This is a genomic window from Actinosynnema pretiosum (assembly GCF_002354875.1).
Lineage (GTDB): Bacteria > Actinomycetota > Actinomycetes > Mycobacteriales > Pseudonocardiaceae > Actinosynnema > Actinosynnema auranticum.
On record NZ_CP023445.1, the window covers coordinates 913,702 to 934,995 of the forward strand.

The following is a 21,294-nucleotide window of genomic DNA, read 5'->3' on the forward strand; positions in this document are numbered from 1 at the left end:
TGCTGCGCGCGGGCCAACCCCGGCGGGACCGCGGGCGACACGACGGTCTCGCGGACCGCGGTCCGCGGCGGCCGTGGAAAACTGCGCGGGTGGACGAAGAGCTGCACGAGCTGATCCGCGAGACCGTGCGCGCGATCCCGGAGGGCCGGGTGGCCACCTACGGGGACGTGGCCAAGCTGTCCCGCGCGCCGTCCGCCCGGCTGGTCGGGCAGGTGCTCAACCAGGACGGGCGCGACCTGCCGTGGCACCGGGTGCTCAAGGCGGACGGGACCTGCGCGCCGCACATCGCCGAGGAGCAGCTGCAACGGCTGCGCGAGGAGGGCGTGGCGCCCGTCGGCGGGAAGGTGGACGTGCGCGCCTACCGGTGGGAGGACGCCGTGGACGAGCCCGCGCCGGAACCCCAGGGCGGCCTGTGGTGACGGCGGCCCGGTCCCGGCCCCGGTCCGGGGTGCGCTGACGCGCTGGCGCGGGGCGGTGGGAGTCCCACCGCCCCGCGCCCGAGTCTCACACCTGCGGGGCGAGCCGCTCCTGGACGCGCCCGACCTCGGCGGCGACCTCGGGGTCGCCGGTCAGCGCGGCGGCCAGCTTCAGCTGCGGCAGCGCCTCGGCGTGCCTGCTCTGCCTGCTGAGCGTGCGGCCGAGCAGCCGCCGGGCGTACCCGTCGGACGGGTCCAGCTCGACCAGGCGCAGCAGCACCTCCTCGGCGCGCGGCAGCGCGGCGGACTGGAAGTGCGCGAGCGCCAGCTCGGTCAGCACGGTCCGGTCGTCGGGGGCCAGCTCGGCCGCCCGCGCGAAGTGCCTGGCGGCGGTGCTCGGGTTCCCCGCGCCCCGGAAGATCCGGCCTTGGCGGAGCAGGTCTCGGACGTCGGTCATGGCAGCTCCCCTTGTCTGCTGGCGCGGTTCCGACGTCCGCCTCAACCCGGTGGTGGGACGATCTATTCCAGCCCGTGGGACGGGCTCACCAGGGCACCTCGCCCTCGTCGTCGAAGAACCTCCCGGTGGGCCCGCCGTCGGCCAGCGTGGCGAGCCGGATCGCGGCGGCGGCGCCCTGCTCGGGCGTGCGGTGGCCCCGGAACCCGTTGAGGTCGGTGGCGACGTGGCCGGGGCAGCAGGAGTTGATCAGCACGTTCGTGCCCGCGAGCTCCCTGGCGTACTGGAGGGTGATCGCGTTGAGGAACGTCTTGGACGGCGAGTAGGCGGCGGCGATCGGCCCGACCTTGGTGTCGGCCTGCGTGCTCGACTGGTAGGTCAGCGACCCGACGGAGCTGGAGACGTTGACGATCCGCGGCGAGGCGGAGCGGCGCAGCAGCGGCAGGAACGCGTTGGTGACCCGCAGGACGCCGATGACGTTGGTCTCCACGACGGTCCGGATGGTGTCCGGGTCGATCAGCGTGGGCTCCTGCGGCGACCCGCCGGTGATGCCCGCGTTGTTGACCAGCGAGTCGAGCCGCCCCCGCTCCCGCTCGACCAGCTCGGCGGCGGCCTTCGCCGAGTTCGGGGCCGCGTCGTCGGCGGTGACGTCGAGCGGCACCCCGAACGCGTCCACGCCGGCGGCCCGGAGCTTGGCGACGGCCTCCTCCCGCCGGACGTCGTCCCGCGCCCCGACCCCGACGGCCCACCCGAGGGCGCCCAGCCCCGCCGCGATCTCGTAGCCGATCCCCTTGTTGGCGCCGGTGACCAGCGCGACTGGCTTCTCACTCATGTCCCCAACCCTGCTGCCGACCCCGCCCGCACCGCCAACACCGTGTCGGTAACCGGCGATACTGGCCGGGTATCGCCGCAGGTGACTACGCTGGTGGCCGTGGAGACCAGGGAGCTGAGGTACTTCGTCGCGGTCGCCGAGGAGCTGCACTTCGGCCGCGCGGCGGCCAGGTTGGGCATCGCGCAGCCGCCGCTGTCGCGGGCGGTCCAGCAGCTGGAGCGCAGGCTCGGCGCCCAGCTCCTGGAGCGCACCCCGAGGGGCGTCCGGCTGACCGGCGCGGGCGCGGTGCTGCTCGCCGAGGGCAGGGCCGCGCTGGACGCGGTGGCGGCGGCGGAGCGGCGCACGCGGCGGGCCGGGGTCGAGGACCCGAAGGTGGTGCTGGTGTCGAAGGCGGGCGCGTCGAACGACGTCCTGCCCGACCTGCTGGCCGCGTACGGCCGCGTGCCCGGCTCGGTGGCGGTGGACGTGGTGCTGTCCGGCATCGGCGAGCAGGAGTGGTACCTGCGCGACGGCCGGGCGGACGTGGCCCTGCTGCACCTGCCGTTCGACTCCACGGTCGGCCTGGACACCGAGGAGCTGGTGACGCACGACCAGGTCGTGGTGCTGCCCGCCCGCCACCCCCTGGCGGCGCGCGCGGAGCTGACGACGGCGGAGGTGGAGTCCCTGCCGGACCTGCCGCTGCCCCGGTGGCCCGACCGCGACGGCGGCTACCCGGACGGTCCGGGACCGGCGGTGCGCGACCACCTGCAGCTGCTCCAGCTCATCGCGCTGGGCCGGGCGGCGGCGATCCTGCCGGAGACCTGCCGCAGCAGCCTCGGCTCGGATCTGGCGGCCGTGCCGGTGCCGGACGCCCCGAAGGTCACCACGGTGATCGCCTGGCCGCCGCACAGCCGCTCGCGGGCGGTGGCGGACCTGGTGCGGATCGCGACGGAGCTCGACTACGGCGCGGGGCGCCTGCTCCACTCCCTGGACCGGCGGGCCTCCTGACCCGGTTCCCCGGCAGCCGGTTCCCCGGCAGCCGGTTCCCCGGCAGTCCGGTCTCCGGCGGCCAGGCCCGCGCGACCTGCCCTCAGCCGACCGCCCCGGCGTCCGCCGTGAACGTGTTGCAGGCCGAGGTCCCGCCGCCGAACCCGGCGCGGGCCCAGGTGTCCTGGTTGGCCGGGCTGCCGTGGCTGTTGCGCTCGGGCGGCTCGACGACCGCGTACCGGAAGTCCTCCACGGCCTCCTCGGCCATCACCCGGTCGACCGAGCCGCGCCCGGAGACCGAGGCCAGGAACATGCCCGCGAAGCAGTTGGCCTGGAGCTCCAGCCGCCGGGACATCTCCAGCCCGGCCGGGTCGCTCTCGCCCGCCTCGGCGATCCGCCGGTTCCCGGCCCGCAGCACCCCGGACAGCGCCTGCACGTGGTGCCCGTACTCGTGCGCCAACGTCGCCAGGTGCGAGGACGCCCGGTCCTCGCCCCCGCCGGGAGCGCGCAGGCGCGCGGTCGGCATGTACACCGTCCGGTTGCTCCCGCAGTAGTAGGCGACCGCCTCGTCCGCCGAGGGCGCGGCCCCGCAGGGCCCGTCCTCCAGCTCCGGCCCGGTGTTCAGCTCGGGCGTGGCGAACGGCAGCCCGGCCTGCGCGAGCACCGGCTCCCAGGCCCGGTCCAGGCACAGCACGCCCGCCCGGTAGAACGCGGCCAGCTGCTCGTCGCCGGTCCCGAACGCGGGGAGCTCGCAGGTCACCTGCCCGAGCCGCCGGTCCGAGGTCAGCAGCGGGTGGTCGCCCAGCCGGTAGACCGACCGGGGCCTGCTCCCCTCGGGCTCGCCCGACGCCGGGTCGGCCTCGATCGGGGCGGCGGCCACCGCGCGCCCCTCCACCTGCCTGGTCAGCCCCAGCCGGGGGACCAGCGCCAGGCCGAGGACGCCCGCGACGACCACCACGAACACCGAGACCACCGCCAAGGGGTTGCCACCCCGCCGCTCGGGCGTGTCCACGATCCTCCCGACAGGGGTAGCGCCATGGGCTAGCTGACGGCGTTCGCGTCGGCCGTCCAAGTGTTGCACGCGCTGGTGCTGTTGTTCTTGAACCCATGGTTCACCCAGCTGGAGTTGCTCTGGGTTGAACCGTGGTCGCGGTTCAGGTTCGGGTTGTCCCCCCGGTTGCTCGCGTCGGTCAGCGCGTGCTGGATCACGTCGGTGGGGATCGCGCCGTGCGAGAACGGGGCCAGCGTCATCCCGCCGAAGCAGGTCGCCTGGAGCTCCAGCCTGCGGTTCAGGTCCAGCCCGGCCGGGGTGTCCCAGCCGCCCCGGTCGTACTGCGCCTGCCCGGCGGCCTTGAGGATGCCCGCGAGCCACTGCACGTGGTGCCCGTACTCGTGCGCGAGCTGCCCCAGGTACTTGCCGGGGTGGTTCGCGTTCGCCGGGCCCTGCTCGGCCGAGTAGTAGGCGGGCGTCCAGAAGATCGTGCCGTTGCAGTACCGGGCGGTCGCCCCCGGCTCGACCGTGCCGCACGAGTTCGTCATCCGGGACGTCACGACCGCCAGCTCCACCGGCTGGTACGGCAGGTTCGTCCGCTGGAACGTCGGCTTCCAGGCCGCCTCGATGCACGGCAGCGCCGCCCGCAGGAACCGCTCCTGACCGGCGGGCGAGTAGTCCATGCCGGGCAGCGGGCAGCCCTGGATGTCGAACGCGCCCACGTCGCCGCGGTGCAGCGGGTGGTCGCCGAGCTTGAACACCGCCTTCGGCGCGGTCTGGGCGCTCGTCGACGGCGGCCTGGTCGTGGTCGGCGGCCCGCTCGGGGCGGTCGTCGTGGTGGTGGGGGCGGGGCTCCGCTGGGTGAACGTGGAGCTCGGCAGCGGGGTGTAGCTGAACGTGGACTGCCCGGAGTAGGTGCTGCTCCCGGCGCCGCCGATCGCCGAGGCGACCGCGCCGACCAGCCCGACCCCGAGCACCAGCACGCCGCTGATCACCGCGAACGCGATCAGGCCCGCGTTGCTCTTGCGCCGGGGCGGCGGGTAGGGGTGGTGCTGCGGCCAGGGCTGCTGCTGGGCCTGCCACGGATTCCCCGCCGGGGGTTGCCCCGATCGGGGTGGCCCGGCCGGGGGATGCCAGGCGGCGGGCGGCGGGATCGGCCGCGCCGAGGGCGGCGGGGGCCCCTGGTAAGCGGGCCACGGCTGCTGCTGAGGCTGTTGCGGGGGATGACCCTGCGGCTGCCCGTGACCAGCCGGGGGAGCGCCGTGCGACCCGCCCCGCGCGCCGCCCCAGCCGCCCGAGGGGGGCAGCGGCGCCTGCGCCGGAGGGGGCGCGACGGGGCGCGGCGGCGGCCACCCGTTCGGTGGCGGCGGTTGCGTCATAGCTGGTGATCCCCCATGTCACGGATAGCCGAACCGGCCATGGAGCATAGGCGGGGTCCGCTATTGTCCGCGGCCGTGTTGAGAAATTGGGCAGCGGTCGCGCTCTGCTTCGTCGCGCTGTGCTCGACCGCGGGCGCGGCGGTGGCGCAACCGGGCAGCACCGGCGCGCTGCCCGGTTCGGTGGCGTCCGAGGTGCGCCTCAAGCTGGAACGTGATGGGGCACTCAGCGTCACCGACGTCGTCACCGTACCCGATGGGATGACAGCCCAGCGCGTGCTCCCGCTGCGGGTCGCGATGGGGGGTGACCGGGACCGGCTGTTCCAGGTCACCGACGCGGCGGTGGACGGTCCGGGCACGGCGGAGGCCACCGAGGACGAGCTCCGGTACACCCTCCGGGCGGGCACCTCGACGGTCACCTACCGCGTCCTGGGCGCGGTCGCCGAGTCCGGCGACGTGCTGGAGGTGCGCTGGCGCCCGGTGAGCGGCTGGGACGTGCCGATCGACCGGGTCGCCCTGTCGGTGATCGCCCCCGAGCCGCCCCGCTCCATCACCTGCCTGTCCGGCCCGCCGGAGAGCTCCACCCCGTGCACCAGCGCCGAGCTGGGCGACGGCCGGGGCTCCCGCGCCACCGAGCTGACCCTCGCCCCCGGCGAGCGGGTCGACCTCACGTTCGGGCTGGAGGGCGGGGTCGCCCCGCCCAACGCCGTCTTCGCCGCGAGCGGCGGGCTGGCCGCCGCGTTCGCGCTCACCCCGTCCTCGATCACCGGCCTGGTCGTGCTGTCCCTGCTGCTCGCGGGCGGCGCCACCCTGCTGTGGGTGCTGCGCGGCCGGGACGCGCGGGCGCTGGAGGGCGCGGTCGGCCCGGTGGAGGTGCTGGTCGCCGACGCGCAGGGGCGGGTGGCGTTCGCCTCGCCGGACGGCGTGCTGCCCGGCCAGGTCGGCACGGTCGTGGACGAGCACGTGGACGTGGTCGACGTCACCGCCACCGCCGTCGACCTGGCGGTGCGCAACTACCTGTGGATCGAGGAGGTCGGCGACGTCGACTGGCGGATCGTGCGCCGCAACCCGGCCGACGCCGCGCTGTCCGGCTACGAGCGCGAGGTGTACCGGGCGCTGCTGCCGGACGGGGTGGACGCGGTGCTGCTGTCCGAGCTGCGCTCGCGCGGCGTGGACCTGGCGGCGGTGCGCTCCGAGCTGTACGCCGACGTGGTCGCCCGCGACTGGTTCGCCCGGCGGCCCGACGCCGAGCGCACCCTGTGGTGGTGGGCGGGCATCGGGCTGGCGGTGCTCGGCGCGGTGCTGACCGCGGCCTTCGCGCTGCTCGCCGGGCCCGCGCTGCTCGGCTTGGTCGTGGTGGTTGCCGGTGGCGCGCTGGCCTGGGGCTCGCGCTGGATGCCCGCGCGGACCAGCCGGGGCAGCGCGCTGCTCGCGCAGGTCAGGGGGCTGCGGGGGTACCTGCACGCGGCCGGGCCGTCCGACGTGCCGGAGGCCGACCGGCAGGTGGTGTTCTCCCGGTCGCTGCCGTACGCGGTGGTGCTCGGGGAGACCGAGCGGTGGCTGGCGGCGTTCGCCGGGACGCGGACCGAGCTGCACTGGTTCGGCGAGGAGCGCCGGACCGGCGACCTGACCCGGTTCGCGCAGCGCTTCCCCGGCTTCCTGCGGGCGCTGGACGGGGTGCTGGCCCAGGCCGGGCACCTGCGCTCGCTGGGCTGACGTTCGCTGCACCTGCGCTCGCGGGGCTGACGTTCGCGGGGTTGGTGCTCGCGGGGCTGGTGCTCGTGCCGCGCTCGCGCGGCGCGAGGGGGCGGGGCCCGCCGGTGGTCCCGGCGGGCCGCCCTGCGCGTCAGTTGACGGCGTCCTTGAGGGCCTTGCCCACCTTGAAGCCCACCGCCTTGCTCGCGGCGATCTCGATGGCCTCGCCGGTCTGCGGGTTCCGGCCGGTCCGAGCGGCGCGCTCCTTGACGGTGAAGGAGCCGAAGCCCGTCAGCACCACGTCGTCGCCCTGCGCCAGCGCCTTGGTGATCGAGTCGAGCACCGCGTCGAGCGCGCGGGTCGCCACCGCCTTCTCGACGTCGGCGGTCTCGGCGATCGCACTGACCAGTTCGGCCTTGTTCACGGTCCTGCTCCTGTTCCGCGGTCTCGGTCGTGCCGCGCCCCGCAGCCCACCAGCCCCGCGCCGAACCCGCAGCACCGACACACCCCGCTCCGGGAGTTCCACCGGAACGGGGAGCCGGGCGCACCCGCTGTGTCCGGTTCCGCCGGGTTCATTCCGTCACGCTCACCCGGCCGAGCCCGCGCCTCCGGCCGAGCCCGCGCCCCCGCCCGCACCCGCGTCCGAGCCCGCCCCCTCCCGCGCCCGCCGGTAGTGCCGCCGGGCCTTGAGCTTGTTCCCGCACGCCGCCATCGAGCACCACCGGGCGTTGTTGGACTTGCTCCGGTCCAGCAGGAACCGCGCGCACTCGTCGTTCGCGCACGCCCGCAGCCGCCCCGGCCGCCCCCGGTGCACCGCGTCCCAGGCCAGCACCGCCGCCACGACCGCGCCGCGCGCCCCGTCCGCGTCGACCTCCCAGGTCACCCCGGAGTCGTCGACCACCGCCCGCGACACCACCCCCGCCAGCACCGGCCCCAGCGCGCCCGGCGGCTCGTCGCCGCGCACCACGGCCTGGAGCAGGTCGCGCGCCCGCCGCACCTGACGCCGGTCCTCCGGCCCGTCCGGCACCCCGTTGGCCGCGAACCACGGCCCCGCGCGCCCGTCGTCCCCCAGCTCGTCGGTCGGCCGCCCCGCCACCACCGGCGTGCTGTTGAGCAGCGACAACAGCAGCGCCTCGCCGTCCACCCGCATGTCTAACCTCCGAAGCCCTCTTGACAGGTGAGGTTACCCGCGCTTAGCTCTAACCATCCAAAACCACTTTAGGAGGTTAGAAATGACCGACACCCGAATCCGCCACCGCTACGCCACCGTCGACGGGAAGCGGCTCTTCTACCGGGAGGCGGGCGACCCGGCCAAGCCCGCGATCGTGCTCCTGCACGGCTTCCCGACCAGCTCGTCCATGTACCGCGACCTGATCCCCAGGCTCGCCGCCGACCACCACGTCATCGCCCCCGACCACCTCGGCTTCGGCCTCTCCGACGCCCCGCCGGTCACCGAGTTCGACTACACCTTCGACGCCCTCGCCGACCTCACCGCCGCCCTGCTGGCCCAGCTCGGCCTCACCCGGTACGCGATCGCCGTGCAGGACTACGGCGCGCCGATCGGCTGGCGGCTGCTGCTGCGCGACCCGGCCGCGATCACCGCCGTGATCACCCAGAACGGCAACGCCTACGAGGAGGGCCTGGTCCCGGGGTTCTGGGGCCCGGTCGCCGAGTACTGGCGCGAGCGCACCCCGGAGACCGAGGCGGGCGTGCGCGCCGCGCTCACCGAGGAGGCCATCCGCTGGCAGTACCTCACCGGCGCGCCCGACCCGGAGCTGGTCGACCCCGCCACCTGGCAGCGCGACCACGCCCTCGTCTCCCGCCCCGGCAACGACCTCGCGCAGCTGTCCCTGTTCGCCGACTACGCCACCAACGTCGCCCTCTACCCCCGGCTGCACGAGGTGTTCCGCGCGACGCGGGTCCCGCTGCTGGCCGTGTGGGGCGAGCACGACGAGATCTTCGGACCGGCGGGCGCCCGCGCCTTCGCCACCGACCTGCCGGACGCCGAGATCCACCTGCTCGACGGCGGCCACTTCCTCCTGGAGACCGCCGCCGCCGAGGTCGCGCCCCTGGTCCTGCGCTTCCTCGCCGAGCACGTCCCCGCCTGACCGGACGCCCGACCGCGGGAGTGCGGGGAGCGGTGGCGGCGCCGCCACCCGCCCCGCTTCCTCCCTCGGCGGAAACGCGGCGCGCTCCCGACCGGGGCGCGCCCGAACCCGTAGGCTGCGAGCCATGGCGCTACCCGAACTGCACAGGTTCACCCTCCCCAACGGACTCCGGGTGGTGCTCGCCCCCGATCCCAGCGCCCCGGTCATCGGGGTGAGCGTCCATTACGACGTCGGCTTCCGGTCGGAGCCCGAGGGGCGCACCGGGTTCGCGCACCTCTTCGAGCACCTGATGTTCCAGGGCAGCGAGAGCCTGGAGAAGCTGGCGCACTTCCGCCACGTCCAGTCCTCCGGCGGCACCTTCAACGGGTCGACCCACCCGGACTACACGGACTACTACCAGGTCCTGCCCTCGGCGGCCCTGGAGCGCGCGCTGTTCCTGGAAGCCGACCGGATGCGCGCGCCCAAGCTCACCGAGGAGAACCTGCGCAACCAGATCGACGTGGTGAAGGAGGAGATCCGCCTCAACGTGCTCAACCGGCCGTACGGCGGCTTCCCCTGGATCCTGCTCCCCGCGCTGCTGTTCCAGACCTTCCCCAACGCCCACAACGGGTACGGCGACTTCACCGACCTGGAGAACGCCACCGTCGACGACTGCGCCGCGTTCTTCGACACCTACTACGCGCCGGGCAACGCGGTGCTCACCGTCGCCGGTGACATCGCGGTGGACGAGGCGAAGTCGTTGGTGGAGAAGCACTTCGGCGACGTCCCGGCCCGCCCGGTGCCGGAGCGGCCCTCGTTCGCCGAGCCCGCGCCGAAGGGCGAGCTGCGCTCCGAGCACGTCGACGCGCACGCCCCCATGCCCGCCGTGGCGCTGGGCTACCGCATCCCCGACCCGGTGCACGACCTGGACGCGTACCTGGTCTACCCGGTGCTCGCGGGCGTGCTGACCGACGGCGACGGCTCGCGCCTCCAGCAGCGCCTGGTGCACAAGGACGCGCTGGTCGTGGACGTCGGCGCGGGCTGCGGCCTGTTCGGGCCGCTGGAGGCCCGCGACCCCGACGTCTTCACCGTCACCGCCATCCACCCGGCCGAGCACGGCGTCGACAAGGTCGTCGCCGCGGTGGACGAGGAGCTGGCCAGGCTCGCCGAGGAGGGCCCCTCCGAGGAGGAGCTGGCCAAGGTGACCGCCCGCTGGGTCGCCGGGATGCACCGCGAGCACGACCGGCTCACCAGCCGCACCCTCGGCCTCGGCGCCTCCGAGCTGCTGTTCGGGCGCGCCGAGCTGCTGTACGAACTGCCCGGCAAGCTGGCCGCGGTCACCGCGGACCAGGTCGCCGCCGCCGCCAAGGCGCTGCGAGCCGACTCGCGCGCCGTCCTGACCGTCAAGCCCGCCGCTGGAGGTTCCGAGTGAGCGCCCCGACGTCCCACCGCAGCGCCGAGGAGATCGGCCGCACCGAGCGCGGCCCGAGGCCGCTGCCGGAGCTGGGCGAGCACCGGGCCGCCGCCGACCTCGCCAGCGCCGACACCACGCTGCCCAGCGGCCTGCGCGTGATCGCCGTGCGCCGCGCCTCGGTGCCCGTGGTCGAGCTGCGCCTGCGCGTGCCGTTCGCCGACCCGGCCGACAGCGCGGTCGGCTCGACCCACTGCGCCGTCGCCGAGGTGCTGGCGAACACGCTGCTCACCGGCACCGCCCGGCGCGGCAGGCTCGACGTGGACACCGAGCTGGCCCTGGTCGGCGGCGAGCTGGACGCCGTCGTCGACCCGGAGCGGCTCGCGATCAGCGGCAACGCCCTGGTCTCCGGCCTGGACACGGTCCTGGACGTGCTGGCCGACGTGCTCACCGGGGCCACCCACCCCGAGGAGGAGGTGGCCCGCGAGCGCGCCCGCCTGGTCGAGCGCATCCGGCTCGCCCGCTCCCAGCCGAACGTGATCGCCCGCGAGGCGCTGCAGACGCACCTGTACGGCGACCACCCGTTCGCCAAGGAGATGCCCGAGGTCGCCGAGGTCGAGGCGGTCACCCCCGAGCAGGTCCGCGAGCTGCACGCCCGCGCCGTCCTGCCGCGCGGCTCCGCGCTCGTGCTGGTCGGCGACCTGGACCCGGAGGCCGCCGTGGCCGCCGTGGCGCAGGCCCTGTCCGGCTGGACCGGCGACGGCGAGGCCGTGCGGCTGCGCCCGCTGCCCGAGGTCGTGGGCGGCGACGTGAAGTTCGTGCACCGGCCGGGCGCCGTGCAGTCGCAGATCCGGCTCGCCGGGCGCGGCCTCACCCGCACCGACGAGCGCTACCCGGCGTTCCAGCTGGCCAACCTGGTCTTCGGCGGGTTCTTCTCCTCCCGGCTGGTGGAGAACATCCGCGAGGACAAGGGCTACACCTACAGCGCCCGCTCGCACCCGGAGTTCACCCCCGGCGGCGCGACGCTGCTGGTCGACGCGGACACCGCCAGCGAGGTCACCGCCGCCGCGCTCATGGAGACCCGCTACGAGCTGGCCAAGCTCGGCATGGTGCCGCCGACCGACGAGGAGGTCGACACCGCCCGCCGGTACGCCGTCGGCTCGCTGCTCACCGCCACCTCCTCGCAGGGCGGCCTCGCGTCGTTCCTGGTGAACCTCGCGGGCATGGACCTGGACATCGAGTGGTTCGCGGGCCACCCGGAGCGGTTGGCGGCCGTCACCACCGAGCAGGTCGCGCAGGCGGCGCTGGACTTCTTCAGCCCCGGCTCGTTCACCGGCGTCGTCGTCGGCGACGCCGAGCTGCTCGCCCCCAAGCTGCGCGCGCTGGGAGGGGTCGTCCTCCCGTGACGTTCGAGCTGGTCGAGCTGCCCTCGCTGTCCCGGTTCACGGTCGACCGGTCGGAGCCGCTGCGCGGCGACGCCGAGCGGCTGCGCGCCGGGTGGCCGCAGGCGAAGGTGCTCGTGATCGACCGCAAGGGGCGGGCCCAGGTCGGCGGGCGCGGGAAGCTGCTGGTGCGGCGGCCCGCCCCGGAGTTCGGCGACACCCCGCCGGACGACGCGGTCTTCCTCGGCGAGGAGGAGGGCGTCCCGCACTGGGCGGTGCCGCTGGCCGACGACGAGACCGACGTCTCGGCGCCCGCCACGCGCGGGCGGTCCTGGTTCGGCGGCGAGCTGGGCGAGGAGCCCGAGTGGCTCGACCTGCGCGCCGTGGGCGCCCTGCTGGACGACACCGGCGCGGGCCTGTTCACCTCGGCGGTGGCGCTGTTCCACTGGCACCGCTCCGCGCGGTTCTGCGCGGTGTGCGGCGGCGCCACCGGGTCGGTCAAGGCCGGTTGGGCGCGGGAGTGCTCGGCGTGCGGGCGCGAGGAGTACCCGCGCACCGACGCCGCGGTGATCTGCCTGGTGCACGACGGCGCGGACCGGGTGCTGCTGGCGCGCGGCGAGGGCTGGCCGGAGGGGCGGTACTCGGTGCTCGCCGGGTTCGTCGAGGCCGGCGAGTCGCTGGAGTCCTGCGTGGGCCGCGAGGTGCTGGAGGAGGTCGGGGTGCGGGTGTCCGACATCCGCTACCTGGGCAGCCAGCCGTGGCCGTTCCCGAGGTCGCTGATGGTGGCCTTCCACGCGGTGGCCGATCCCGGCACGCCGCTGGCGCCCGCCGACGGGGAGATCGCCGAGGCCAAGTGGGTCGAGCGGTCGGTCGTGGCGAAGGCGCTGGCCGAGCCGGGCAGCGTCCCGGACCTGCTGCTCGCGCCCGGCGCGTCGATCGCCTACCGGATGATCCAGTCCTGGGTGGCGGCAGGCGGCTGACCGCGCTCCCGGACGCGCTCCGCCGCGCTCGTCGCGGGCGGCGCGCGCCCGGCCGGTGCACTGCCCGGAAGCCGTCCCGTCCCCGGTGGGGCGGGGCGGCTTCGGCATTGTCGGGGGTGCGCCCGACCACTCGCGGGAAATCGGGCACGTGGGTGTGGACCACAACGCTGGTGGCGTGGGGGCGGCGCGGTTGCCGGTACCGTTCTGCCCACTGCCGAAAGGGGCCAGCCGTGCAACGCAAGTTGACCGTGCGCGACCTGCGCGCGGGCAACCGGGCGCGGGTCCTGCGCACCCTGTACTTCGACCGACCGCGCAGCAGGCAGGAGATCGCCACCCTCACCGGCCTGAGCCAGGCCTCCGTGAGCACCGTCGTGGGCGAGCTGATCGGCGAGGGCACCGTGGTCGAGGCGGGCCAGGTCGAGTCCGACGGCGGTCGCCCCCGCGTGCTGCTGCGGGTCGACCCGGCGCGCGGCGTCGTCGTCGGCGTGGACGTGGGCGAGACGCACGTGCTGGTGGAGGCGTTCGACCTCACCCTGGAGCGCCTGGCGGGCATCGAGCTGCCCGCGCCCCGCCCGCTGACCCCCGAGGCCGTGGCCGCCTGCGTCCTGCGCGGCGTCCGCCGGGTGCTGGACGACGCGGGCGCGCCCGGCCCGGTCCTGGGCGTGGGCGTCGGCGTGCCCGGCTCCGTGGACGGCGGGGTGGTGCACGCCCAGACCATCGGCTGGCACGGCGCCCCGCTGGAGCGCCTGCTCCGGGCCGGGCTGGACGTGCCGCTGCACCTGGACAACGGGGCCAACACCCTCGGCCAGGCCGAGGCGTGGTTCGGCGCGGGCCGGGGCGCGCCCACCGTGGTGGTGGCGCTGATCGGCTCCGGCGTGGGCGCCAGCGTCGTGGTGGCGGGCGCGCCGTACCGGGGCGCGTTCGGCGGCGCGGGGGAGTGGGGGCACACGACCGTGGCGCTGGACGGCGCGCGGTGCCGGTGCGGCGCCCACGGCTGCCTGGAGGCGTACCTGGGCGCCGGGGCGCTGGTGGACCGCCACCGGGCGCTCGCGCTGAACGCGGACGGGGACAACGTGGACGGGGGCACCGCCGGGGGCACCGCCGGGGGCACCGCCGGGGGCACCGCCGGGGGCACCGCCGACGAGGACACCGCCGGGGGCACCGTCGCCGAGGACACCGTGGCCGAGGACCAGGAGCGGGCCTTCCGCTCCCTGCTGGCCGCCCGCACCCCGGAGGCCGAGCGGGTCCTGGCCGAGGCGGTCCGCTACGCGGGCCTGGGCATCGGCAACCTGGTCAACCTGCTGAACCCGACCCGCGTGGTCGTGGGCGGCTGGGCCGGGCTGCTGCTGGGCGAGCGGTTCCTGGCCGAGATCCGGGCCGAGGCGGGCGCGCACGCCCTGCGCCGCTCGTTCGAGCAGGTCGAGGTGGTGCTGGGGGAGCTGGGCGCGGAGTCGGTGGCGCTGGGCGCGGCGACCCTGCCGGTGGCGGACTTCCTGGCGAGCGGCGGGGTGGCCGCGAGCGGCCAGGGCGTCTACCGCGTGACTGCGGACCGTCGGACTTCGCCGTTGTGAGCCGGTGGTTGTGCTTGGCCATGTGCTGGTGAGAGGACGATAGGTCCACCGTCCGTGTGACGCGACTTGACTTGTGCGCAAATCGCACAATGCTGGTCGCATGGACTGGGGAGAAGTCGGGCGCCGCGTGCGCGAGACCAGAATCGCCGCTGGGTTGTCGCAGGACCAGCTTGCCGTTCGGGCGGGACTGGAGCGCAGCATGGTCGCGAAGGTCGAAGCCGGCAGGCGTCGCGTGGACGCGATCGAGCTGACACGGTTCGCGGCTTCGCTGGACGTGTCCCTGGCGCACTTCCTGGATGATCGTCCGATGGTGATGTCCCGACGCTCCGCAACGCTGGGCGAGGAGATCAATACCACTTCCGACAAAGATCTTCTTCGAGTCGAGTCCGCGCTGTTCGCGTGGTGGCGAGATGTGAACCAGTTGATCGATGAAGGATGCTTGCGGATGAGGGAGCCGCTGATCTACGGCGGCGCCGTAAGGGATTCTCATCAATCGCGTGTAGTTGCAAAATGGGTCCGTGAAAAATTGTGCATAGGACTCGATCCGATTGAAACGCTCATGTCAGTCTGTGAACAGGCTGGGCAGTACGTCCTGGTTACGGACATTCCTGGCGATGGTGCCTCCCTGGTTGAAGGGGGAGTTGCTGTGGCGGTAATCGCGAGCAGCCCCGACCCTGGGCGGAGAAGGGCTACCGCCGCTCATGAACTGGGACACCTGGTGCTTGGGGACGAGTACTCCACGGAGATGGGGGTCGCCTCGTCCAGGCAGGAGCGCGAAAGTATCGTGGATGCATTTGCCGCAGAACTCCTCCTTCCTTCCGAAGTGCTGAGAAGTTTGGAGGGTGGGGACCTCAGGAAAGATCTGATCAGACTCGCGGCCACGTATCGCACATCGTGGGCGCTGGCTATTCGGCAGGCGAAGCACGCCGAAGTGATCAGTCTGTCCGATGCTCGATCCTTGAAGAGTTCAAATCCCACTCGTGCGGAATTTCGCGAAGCCATCGGTTGGGTTCCGCAGCCTGACCTGGGTCAAGTTCTGGTGCCACCGAGCTATGCAGACGCGGTGATGGAAGCTTTGCGATCAGCAAAATTGACCCCCGGTCGAGCTGCGGAACTCATGCACGGCGAGGTGGGGCTCGATGACCTGCTTGTCGTGGTGGAATCCGAGTTGGAGCCGTGAGCAACTTGTCCGAGCGCTTCGTTCTCGATGCCACGATCCTCAACCATATGGCCCGAATAGACCGCTTGGATGTCCTGAGTGAACTGCTGGCCAGTGATGAGTGCTTCACCACCCTTGTCGTGCTCGATGAACTGCGTGCGGGTGAGAAGTTTTGCCCCGAACTCGGCCAGGTTCCTCAACAGACGTGGTTAAAAACATCCCTGTCGAGTGCCATGGTGGCCGACGACGACTACATTTCCGCCATGCGGAAGTGGGAGAGTCGAATAGGTGCTTCCATGCGGAATCGCGGCGAGTGCAGCGTTTTTGCGCTTGCTGAACTGCTTCCTGCGGTAGCCATCACTGATGACAGTCAGGCGACTCGTGTTGCGCGCGCGTCCGGGCTTGAAGATGTCCACGGCACAGTCTGGTTGTTGAGCAGGGCTTGTCGCCTGGGGAAGACGACTGTGCGGCAAGTTGAAATAATGGTGGATGCGCTCGAGGGTGCAGGAATGCGACTCCCCTGCACCGGGGCCAGCTATGAGGCTTATGCCCAGAAGCATGGTCTGCTGTTCGTCGCCTAGGTGGCCAGTAGATCGCCCCCCCCACGGCAGCCACAAGGCGTGGCCGCCGTAGGACCGGCCTCCCCGCGTTCTGTCGTGCGCCAACACTCCGCTCACATCATCGGACAACTCCACTAGGTCTCCCGCGACGCCCCTACGGGTCGACCCGGTCCAGCCCGGCCCCGTCCCAGGTGGTCTGCGTGCAGGCCACCCCGCGCCCGTTCTTGGGCCGCAGCACGTCGTAGATGTGCATCCTCGGGATCTTGTCCGACACGCCCCACCCCGACGGCCAGGTGATCACCCAGTCCATGTCCAGGTCCACCAGCAGCCCCAGCATCCGCGCGATGGTCGGGTCGTCCAGCCGCTCGAACGCCTCGTCCAGCAGCACCAGCCGCAGCGGCGAGAACTCCCCGCTCACCGCGTCGTAGAACGCCGCCCCCGCCGCGAACAGCGTCACGTACGAGATCAGCCGCGTCTCGCCCGACGACAGCTGCCGCAGCCGCCGCTCCCGGGGCCCGCCGTCCGGGCCGGTGTCGGCCACGGTCACCGTGAACTGGTGCCAGGTCCGGTAGTCCAGCGCCCGCGACAGCACCTCGGCGTAGCTGCCGCTGTGCGCGTCCCGCTCCTGCTCGATCCGCTCGGTGAACACCCGCCGCAGCGTCGCGTCCTGCTCCGGGTCGCGCTCCGCGTAGGGCAGCCGCACCAGCGCCAGCGCGTCCCGCGTGCCCTCGTCCAGCGCGGCCGACGGCTTCCACGCCAGCTTCACGTGCACGCCCTGGCTGGACCGCGCCTTCCCGAGCACCTCGTTCATCCGCCTGCACAGGTCCTCGGCCACCGCGACCTGCCCGCGCAGCCACTCCGCCAGGTCCCGGATCAGGTAGTCCGCGAAGATCGTCTGGTACCGCTCGTCCAGGAACCCGCGCTGCTCGGCCAGCCTCGCCGTCACCTGCCGCGCCGCCAGCGCCACCGGCCGCGCGCCCTCCTCGCCGGTCACCGTCACCGTCAGCAGCCCGGCGTGCTGCTCGGCGGCGATGTCGTGGCTCCCGGCCAGCGAGGTCTGCAACGCCTGCAACTTCGTGATCACCGTGGCCTCGCCCGCGCCCCGCCGGTCGATCCCGGCCAGCGCCTCCCTGACCCGCGCGGGCTCCCACTCGGGCCCGGCGTCCGGCAGCGCCGCCACGAGCACGCCCGGCGCGCGCACGGCCGCCAGGAACTGCTCCTCGGCCCGCCCCGCGCCCTCCCGCGCCCCGGCCAGCTGCTCGGCGGACGCGTCCAGCTGGGCCTCCAGCTTCGCCGCCCTCTCCCGCGCCTCCGCGACCTGCTCCCGCATCTCCCGCAGGTCCTCGCGGGTCGTGCGCCGCCCGGCCTCCAGCGCGGCGAGCTGGTCGGCGACCTCGCGCGCCTCACCGCCCACCGCGCCCGCCAGCTCGGTCAGCGTCGCCGCCTGGGCCGCGTAGTCCGAGCACCGCTCCTCGGCGTCCTGCTCGGCCGCCACCCGGTCCTGCTCGGCCGCCCGGTACCGGTGCGCCGCGTCCGCGAGGTCCGCCAGCGTCCCGCCGCACTGCCTGCGCAGCACGTCCCCGAGCCGGTCGGCGGTGCGCTGCGCGTCGGAGGCCGCCTGCTGCGCCTGCCGCAGCGCCTCGGTCTCGGCGACCAGCCCGACCGCCGCCGCCTCCTGCACCACCTCGGCCCGCGCCGCCGCGTCCCGCGCCCGCGCCCGGCCCAGCTCCTCCTCCAGCTCGCCGACCCGGCGCCCGGCCCGCTCGGCACCCTCCTGCGCGGCCTGCACCCGGCCGTGCCTGGCCACCAGGTCCCGGTCGGCGGGGAACCGCTCCAGGTGCGACTCCCACCGCCGCACCTGCTCGCGCGCCGCCACCGCCTCGGCCTCGGCCGCGCCCAGCTCCTCGCGCAGGCCCGCCAGCCGCTCCTCCAGCTCGGCGATCCGCCGCCGCCGCGCGCCCTCCCGCGCGCCCGCGCCGATGAACTCGGCGGCGGGCTTGCCCCACCGGCCCACGAGCACCCCGGCCCGCCACCCGCCGTCGACGTCCGCCGAGACCGCCCCGGAAGCGCCGGAACCCGGCGAGGCCAGCGACCCCGATGCCAACGACCCCGATGCCAACGACCCCGAGGCCAGCGACACCGAGGCCAGCAGCGCCCCGACCAGCTCCGCCGACACCGGCGACCCCGGCTCGACGGCGGGCTCCAGCACGTCGGCCAGCGACGCCCCGACCACCGCCTCGCCCGGCACCGCGAACACCTCGCCGCGCGCCCCGCCCACCGCCGCGAGCGCGGGGTCGCCGGGCACCCAGGCGTCCAGCAGCCCGGACGCCTCCAGCGACGCCTCCAGCCCGGCCCGCTCCGCCTCGTCCACCCCGGCCCTGAAGTCGACCAGCCGGTAGAACGGCGCCCCGGCGCCCGCGTCCCGCGCGCCGCCGGTGAACCGCGCGGCGTCGGGCGCGCGCTCCGACCCGCCCCGCAGCCCGGTCAGCTCCGCGTCCCGCTCGTCGATCGACGCCCGCAGCCCGGCCACCCGGTCCGCCGCGCCGCGCTCGGCCTCGCGCGCCGCCGACACCAGCGGCCTCGCCCCGTCACGGGCCTTCGCCGCCAGCGCGCGGGCCCGTGCCGGGTCCACCGCCTCCGGCAGCCGCAGCGCGACCCCGGCGAACGGCTCGGCGTCCCGCCACGCGGCCACCGCGTCCAGCCACTCGCGCCCGGTCCCGGCCAGCTCACCGGCCTCCCGGTCCCGCCGCGCCACCGCCTCCGACGCGGCCCGCGCCGCGTCGCCGACCGCGCCCTCCAACGACTCCAGGGCGCGCGCCGCCGAGTCCAGCTCCACCGACCGCTGGTGCAGCGCCAGCACCAGCGCCCCGCGCCGCCCGGCCTCGGCCGCGACCTCGGCCACCCGGTCCGCCACCGCCTCCACCGGCACCACCGGCGCCGCGGGCGGCACCCGCCGCTCGATCGGCTGCGGCTCGGCCTCCGGGTCGGGCTTGGCCCGCACCGACTCGGCCCGCACCACCGGCTCCGCCGACGCCACCGAGGGCACCGGGGGCAGCTCCAGCTCCAGCCCGGCCGCCAGCAGCCGCCCGCGCAGCGGCTCGGCCAGCTCGCGGGCCGTCCCCAGGTCCTCGGCGAGCCGCCGCAGCAGCCGCAGCACCCCGTCGACCGCGCCGTCCTCCTGCGCCCGCTGCTTCGCCGCCACCTCCAGCGCGACGCGGGCCGACGACCGCTTCTCCTCCACCAGCCGCTCGCGGGTGCGCAGGTCCTCCAGGCCCCGGAACGCGGGCAGCTCCTTGAGCGCCCCGATCCGCTCCTCGGCCCGCTGCTCCCCGGCCTCCAGGTCGCGCTGCGACCGCTCGGCGTCGGCGCGCTCCGCGCGGGTCCGCTCCAGCGCCGCCGCCAGCCGCGCGCCCTCCCGCTCCAGCTTGCGCACCGCGTCCTCGGCCGCGCCCAGCCGCTCGGCCGAGGACCGCAGCCCGCCCAGCGCGTAGTCCGAGTACGTCCTCAGGAACGTCCCCAGCGCCGAGTCCGCCGTCGACAGCCGGGTGATGTTCTCCCGGATCGACTCCAGGTCGTCGAACGAGGTCGCCAGCTGCTCCACCATCGCCTGGTCCAGCGGCGGCAGCGCGTCCGACAGGATCTGCTCCAGCTGCCCCTCCAGGACCTTCAGGCCCACGTCGGGGTTGCGCAGCGTCCGCTGCAGGTGCAGCAGGTCCCCGTACCGGGCGGCCGGGACGCCGTACACCTCCTCGGCGACCCGCGCCCGGAACGCCGCCTCCTCCAGCACGCAGTCCGCGCCGACGGCCTCCCGCAGGTGCGCGGGCCCCAGCGGGGTGCGCTCGGCCCCCACCAGCTGGAGCTGCCTGCCCACCCGCAGCGGCGTGATGAACCGCCACGAGTCGGTGATCGCCTGCGAGGTCTTCGACGCCTTCACGCCCAACCCGCAGGTCAGGTACTCGTCCTCACCGCGCCGCAGCTCGATCCACGCGTACCCGATGCGGTTCGGCCCGCCGTCGTAGTCGTCGAGCATGAGCCGCCGCAGGCTGACCGTGTCGAAGCCCTTCGAGCCGACCTGCCGCAGGTCGCCGTCCAGGCACAGCGGCAGCAGCAGCTCCAGCGTCCGGGACTTGCCGGACCCGTTGGTGCCCTGGAAGATCGCCCGCCCGCCGGAGAAGTCGAACACCTGCTCCGCGTACTGCCAGATGTTGACGATCCCGCCGCGGTGCAGCCGCCACCTGTCGCTCACGCGCTCTCCTCATCGAACAACGACCAGCTCTGCGGCTCCGGCGCCGCCACGACCTCGACCTCGCGCTCCGGCGCGCCGTCCGGCGCCGGGACCCACCGGTGCGCGGTCGGCGCCAGCGTCCACCCCGGACCCTCCGCGTCCGGCGCGGCCAGCCCGGTGCGCCGCAGCAGCTCCAGCACCTCGGCGGTCAGCCCGTCCAGGTCCTCCACGTACTGCTTCGACCACGCCGCCGGGTAGTCCGCCACCAGCTCCGCGCACACCTCGCGCGCCCGAGCCGGGTCCACCGGGTGCCGCCCGCCCGCCACCGGCCGCGACTCCAGCAGCTCCGGCAGCGCCAGCAGCGCGATCCGCGCCACCGTCGACGTGCCGGGGAAGCACAGGTCCGTCAGGTAGTCCTCGGGGTCGGCGGCGAGCACGCCCTCGGCGCGGCACTCGGTGCGCAGCCCGAACGCGGTCTCCAGCAGCGCCGACTCCTTGCGCTGGTTGCGCCGCAACCAGTCCGCCTGCTCCGGCGGCAGGTCCGCGTACAGCACCACCGGGTTCTCCACGAGCCTGCGCCGCACCGCGTGCTCCACGCCCCTGGGCCCCGGCCGCGCCGCCAGCTCCACGAGCCGCCCCGCGCCGTCCGCCTCGGCCACCGGGCCGGTCAGCAGCTGCCCCAGCAGGTCGGTGTCCACGGTGATCAGCGCCTCGGCCTGCGCGTCCACCGAGCCCTCGGTCTCGTGCAGCACGCCCAGCGCCACCAGGTGCCGCAGCGCCGAGGTCAGCGCCCGCCGGTCCACCACGTCGTCCACCACGGCGATCCCGGCCTCGGCCGCCGCCGCCCGCGCGTCGGCGACCAGCCGCGACAGCAGCACCTGGCGGCCGACGCCGGTCAGCACGGCCAGCACCAGCGCCAGGTACGCGTAGCCGCGCGGCGTCAGGCCCGCGCCCCGGCTGTCGTCGTGGCCGGGCCCGGCCTTGTACAGCCGGGCGAACCGGCGCTCCACCACCAGCCGGTAGCCCAGCAGGCCCGCGAACAGGTCCTGCAGCGCGAACCGGTGCCGGTACACCGCGCCCAGCAGCTCGCCGTCGGGGCCGTCGGCGCGCAGCAGCGGCCGTCGCAGCAGGGTGCGCGCGCAGCGCACCACGATCGCGGAGTCGATCTCGGAGAGGTCGTCGAACATGC

At 74.6% G+C, this 21,294-nt stretch carries 18 protein-coding genes; 10 read left to right on the plus strand and 8 right to left on the minus strand.

The features are described 5' to 3' along the window. Positions 1–89: 89 nt before the first annotated feature. On the plus strand, positions 90–419 hold the full coding sequence (locus tag CNX65_RS04210) for an MGMT family protein (RefSeq protein ID WP_096491588.1): 330 nt from the start codon (positions 90–92) through the stop codon (positions 417–419). Positions 420–504: 85 nt separating this feature from the next. On the opposite strand, the gene CNX65_RS04215 is transcribed toward CNX65_RS04210, so the two are convergent. Beyond that, entirely contained in the window at positions 505–873 is a 369-nt protein-coding gene (locus tag CNX65_RS04215; protein WP_096491589.1) for a tetratricopeptide repeat protein, read from the minus strand. A gap of 85 nt (positions 874–958) precedes the next feature. Further along, positions 959–1,702, minus strand: coding sequence for an SDR family NAD(P)-dependent oxidoreductase (locus CNX65_RS04220; RefSeq protein ID WP_096491590.1), 744 nt, complete (start codon positions 1,700–1,702; stop codon positions 959–961). 99 nt (positions 1,703–1,801) lie between these two features. Between CNX65_RS04220 and CNX65_RS04225 the strand changes: the two genes are divergently transcribed. After that, complete coding sequence (locus CNX65_RS04225) at positions 1,802–2,689, plus strand: LysR family transcriptional regulator (protein ID WP_096497608.1); 888 nt, start codon at positions 1,802–1,804, stop codon at positions 2,687–2,689. A gap of 82 nt (positions 2,690–2,771) precedes the next feature. On the opposite strand, the gene CNX65_RS04230 is transcribed toward CNX65_RS04225, so the two are convergent. Continuing rightward, complete coding sequence (locus tag CNX65_RS04230; protein ID WP_096491591.1) at positions 2,772–3,680, minus strand: neutral zinc metallopeptidase; 909 nt, start codon at positions 3,678–3,680, stop codon at positions 2,772–2,774. A gap of 29 nt (positions 3,681–3,709) precedes the next feature. Beyond that, a complete protein-coding gene (locus CNX65_RS04235) occupies positions 3,710–4,654 on the minus strand; it encodes a neutral zinc metallopeptidase (protein WP_232519696.1) in 945 nt (314 codons plus the stop codon). Positions 4,655–5,113: 459 nt separating this feature from the next. Here CNX65_RS04235 and CNX65_RS04240 point away from each other — a divergent pair, with 459 nt between their 5' ends. Then, on the plus strand, positions 5,114–6,751 hold the full coding sequence (locus CNX65_RS04240; protein WP_232519697.1) for a DUF2207 domain-containing protein: 1,638 nt from the start codon (positions 5,114–5,116) through the stop codon (positions 6,749–6,751). A 130-nt stretch (positions 6,752–6,881) separates the two neighbouring features. Here the strand turns inward: CNX65_RS04240 and CNX65_RS04245 are convergent, their stop codons facing one another. Both CNX65_RS04245 and CNX65_RS04250 read right to left on the minus strand, forming a co-directional pair. Further along, positions 6,882–7,154, minus strand: a complete 273-nt coding sequence (locus CNX65_RS04245; protein ID WP_096491593.1) for an HU family DNA-binding protein — start codon at positions 7,152–7,154, stop codon at positions 6,882–6,884. A 162-nt stretch (positions 7,155–7,316) separates the two neighbouring features. Next, positions 7,317–7,880, minus strand: a complete 564-nt coding sequence (locus CNX65_RS04250; protein WP_096491594.1) for a CGNR zinc finger domain-containing protein — start codon at positions 7,878–7,880, stop codon at positions 7,317–7,319. An 82-nt stretch (positions 7,881–7,962) separates the two neighbouring features. Here CNX65_RS04250 and CNX65_RS04255 point away from each other — a divergent pair, with 82 nt between their 5' ends. The 7 genes from CNX65_RS04255 (at position 7,963) to CNX65_RS04285 (ending at position 15,901) form a co-directional block, all read left to right on the plus strand. Then, positions 7,963–8,838 (plus strand): alpha/beta fold hydrolase, encoded by an 876-nt coding sequence (locus CNX65_RS04255; protein WP_096491595.1) that lies wholly within the window; start codon positions 7,963–7,965, stop codon positions 8,836–8,838. Positions 8,839–8,962: 124 nt separating this feature from the next. Beyond that, on the plus strand, positions 8,963–10,249 hold the full coding sequence (locus CNX65_RS04260; RefSeq protein ID WP_096491596.1) for a M16 family metallopeptidase: 1,287 nt from the start codon (positions 8,963–8,965) through the stop codon (positions 10,247–10,249). Beyond that, complete coding sequence (locus CNX65_RS04265) at positions 10,246–11,634, plus strand: M16 family metallopeptidase (RefSeq protein WP_096491597.1); 1,389 nt, start codon at positions 10,246–10,248, stop codon at positions 11,632–11,634. Before CNX65_RS04260 ends, CNX65_RS04265 begins: the two co-directional genes overlap by 4 nt. After that, positions 11,631–12,590 (plus strand): NAD(+) diphosphatase, encoded by a 960-nt coding sequence (gene nudC, locus CNX65_RS04270; protein WP_096491598.1) that lies wholly within the window; start codon positions 11,631–11,633, stop codon positions 12,588–12,590. Before CNX65_RS04265 ends, nudC begins: the two co-directional genes overlap by 4 nt. Positions 12,591–12,820: 230 nt before the next feature. Continuing rightward, positions 12,821–14,161 (plus strand): ROK family transcriptional regulator, encoded by a 1,341-nt coding sequence (locus CNX65_RS04275; protein WP_096491599.1) that lies wholly within the window; start codon positions 12,821–12,823, stop codon positions 14,159–14,161. Positions 14,162–14,261: 100 nt separating this feature from the next. Further along, positions 14,262–15,341 (plus strand): helix-turn-helix domain-containing protein, encoded by a 1,080-nt coding sequence (locus tag CNX65_RS04280; protein ID WP_096491600.1) that lies wholly within the window; start codon positions 14,262–14,264, stop codon positions 15,339–15,341. Beyond that, entirely contained in the window at positions 15,338–15,901 is a 564-nt protein-coding gene (locus CNX65_RS04285) for a hypothetical protein (protein WP_096491601.1), read from the plus strand. Before CNX65_RS04280 ends, CNX65_RS04285 begins: the two co-directional genes overlap by 4 nt. Before the next feature lie 133 nt (positions 15,902–16,034). On the opposite strand, the gene CNX65_RS04290 is transcribed toward CNX65_RS04285, so the two are convergent. Together CNX65_RS04290 and CNX65_RS04295 are read right to left on the minus strand one after the other, a co-directional pair. Further along, positions 16,035–20,126: a TIGR02680 family protein gene (locus tag CNX65_RS04290; RefSeq protein ID WP_096491602.1), complete on the minus strand. Its 4,092-nt coding sequence runs from the start codon at positions 20,124–20,126 to the stop codon at positions 16,035–16,037. Beyond that, positions 20,123–21,292 carry a TIGR02678 family protein gene (locus CNX65_RS04295; RefSeq protein ID WP_096491603.1) on the minus strand — a complete coding sequence of 390 codons (1,170 nt, stop codon included), beginning with the start codon at positions 21,290–21,292 and terminating at the stop codon, positions 20,123–20,125. Before CNX65_RS04295 ends, CNX65_RS04290 begins: the two co-directional genes overlap by 4 nt. Positions 21,293–21,294 lie beyond the last annotated feature (2 nt).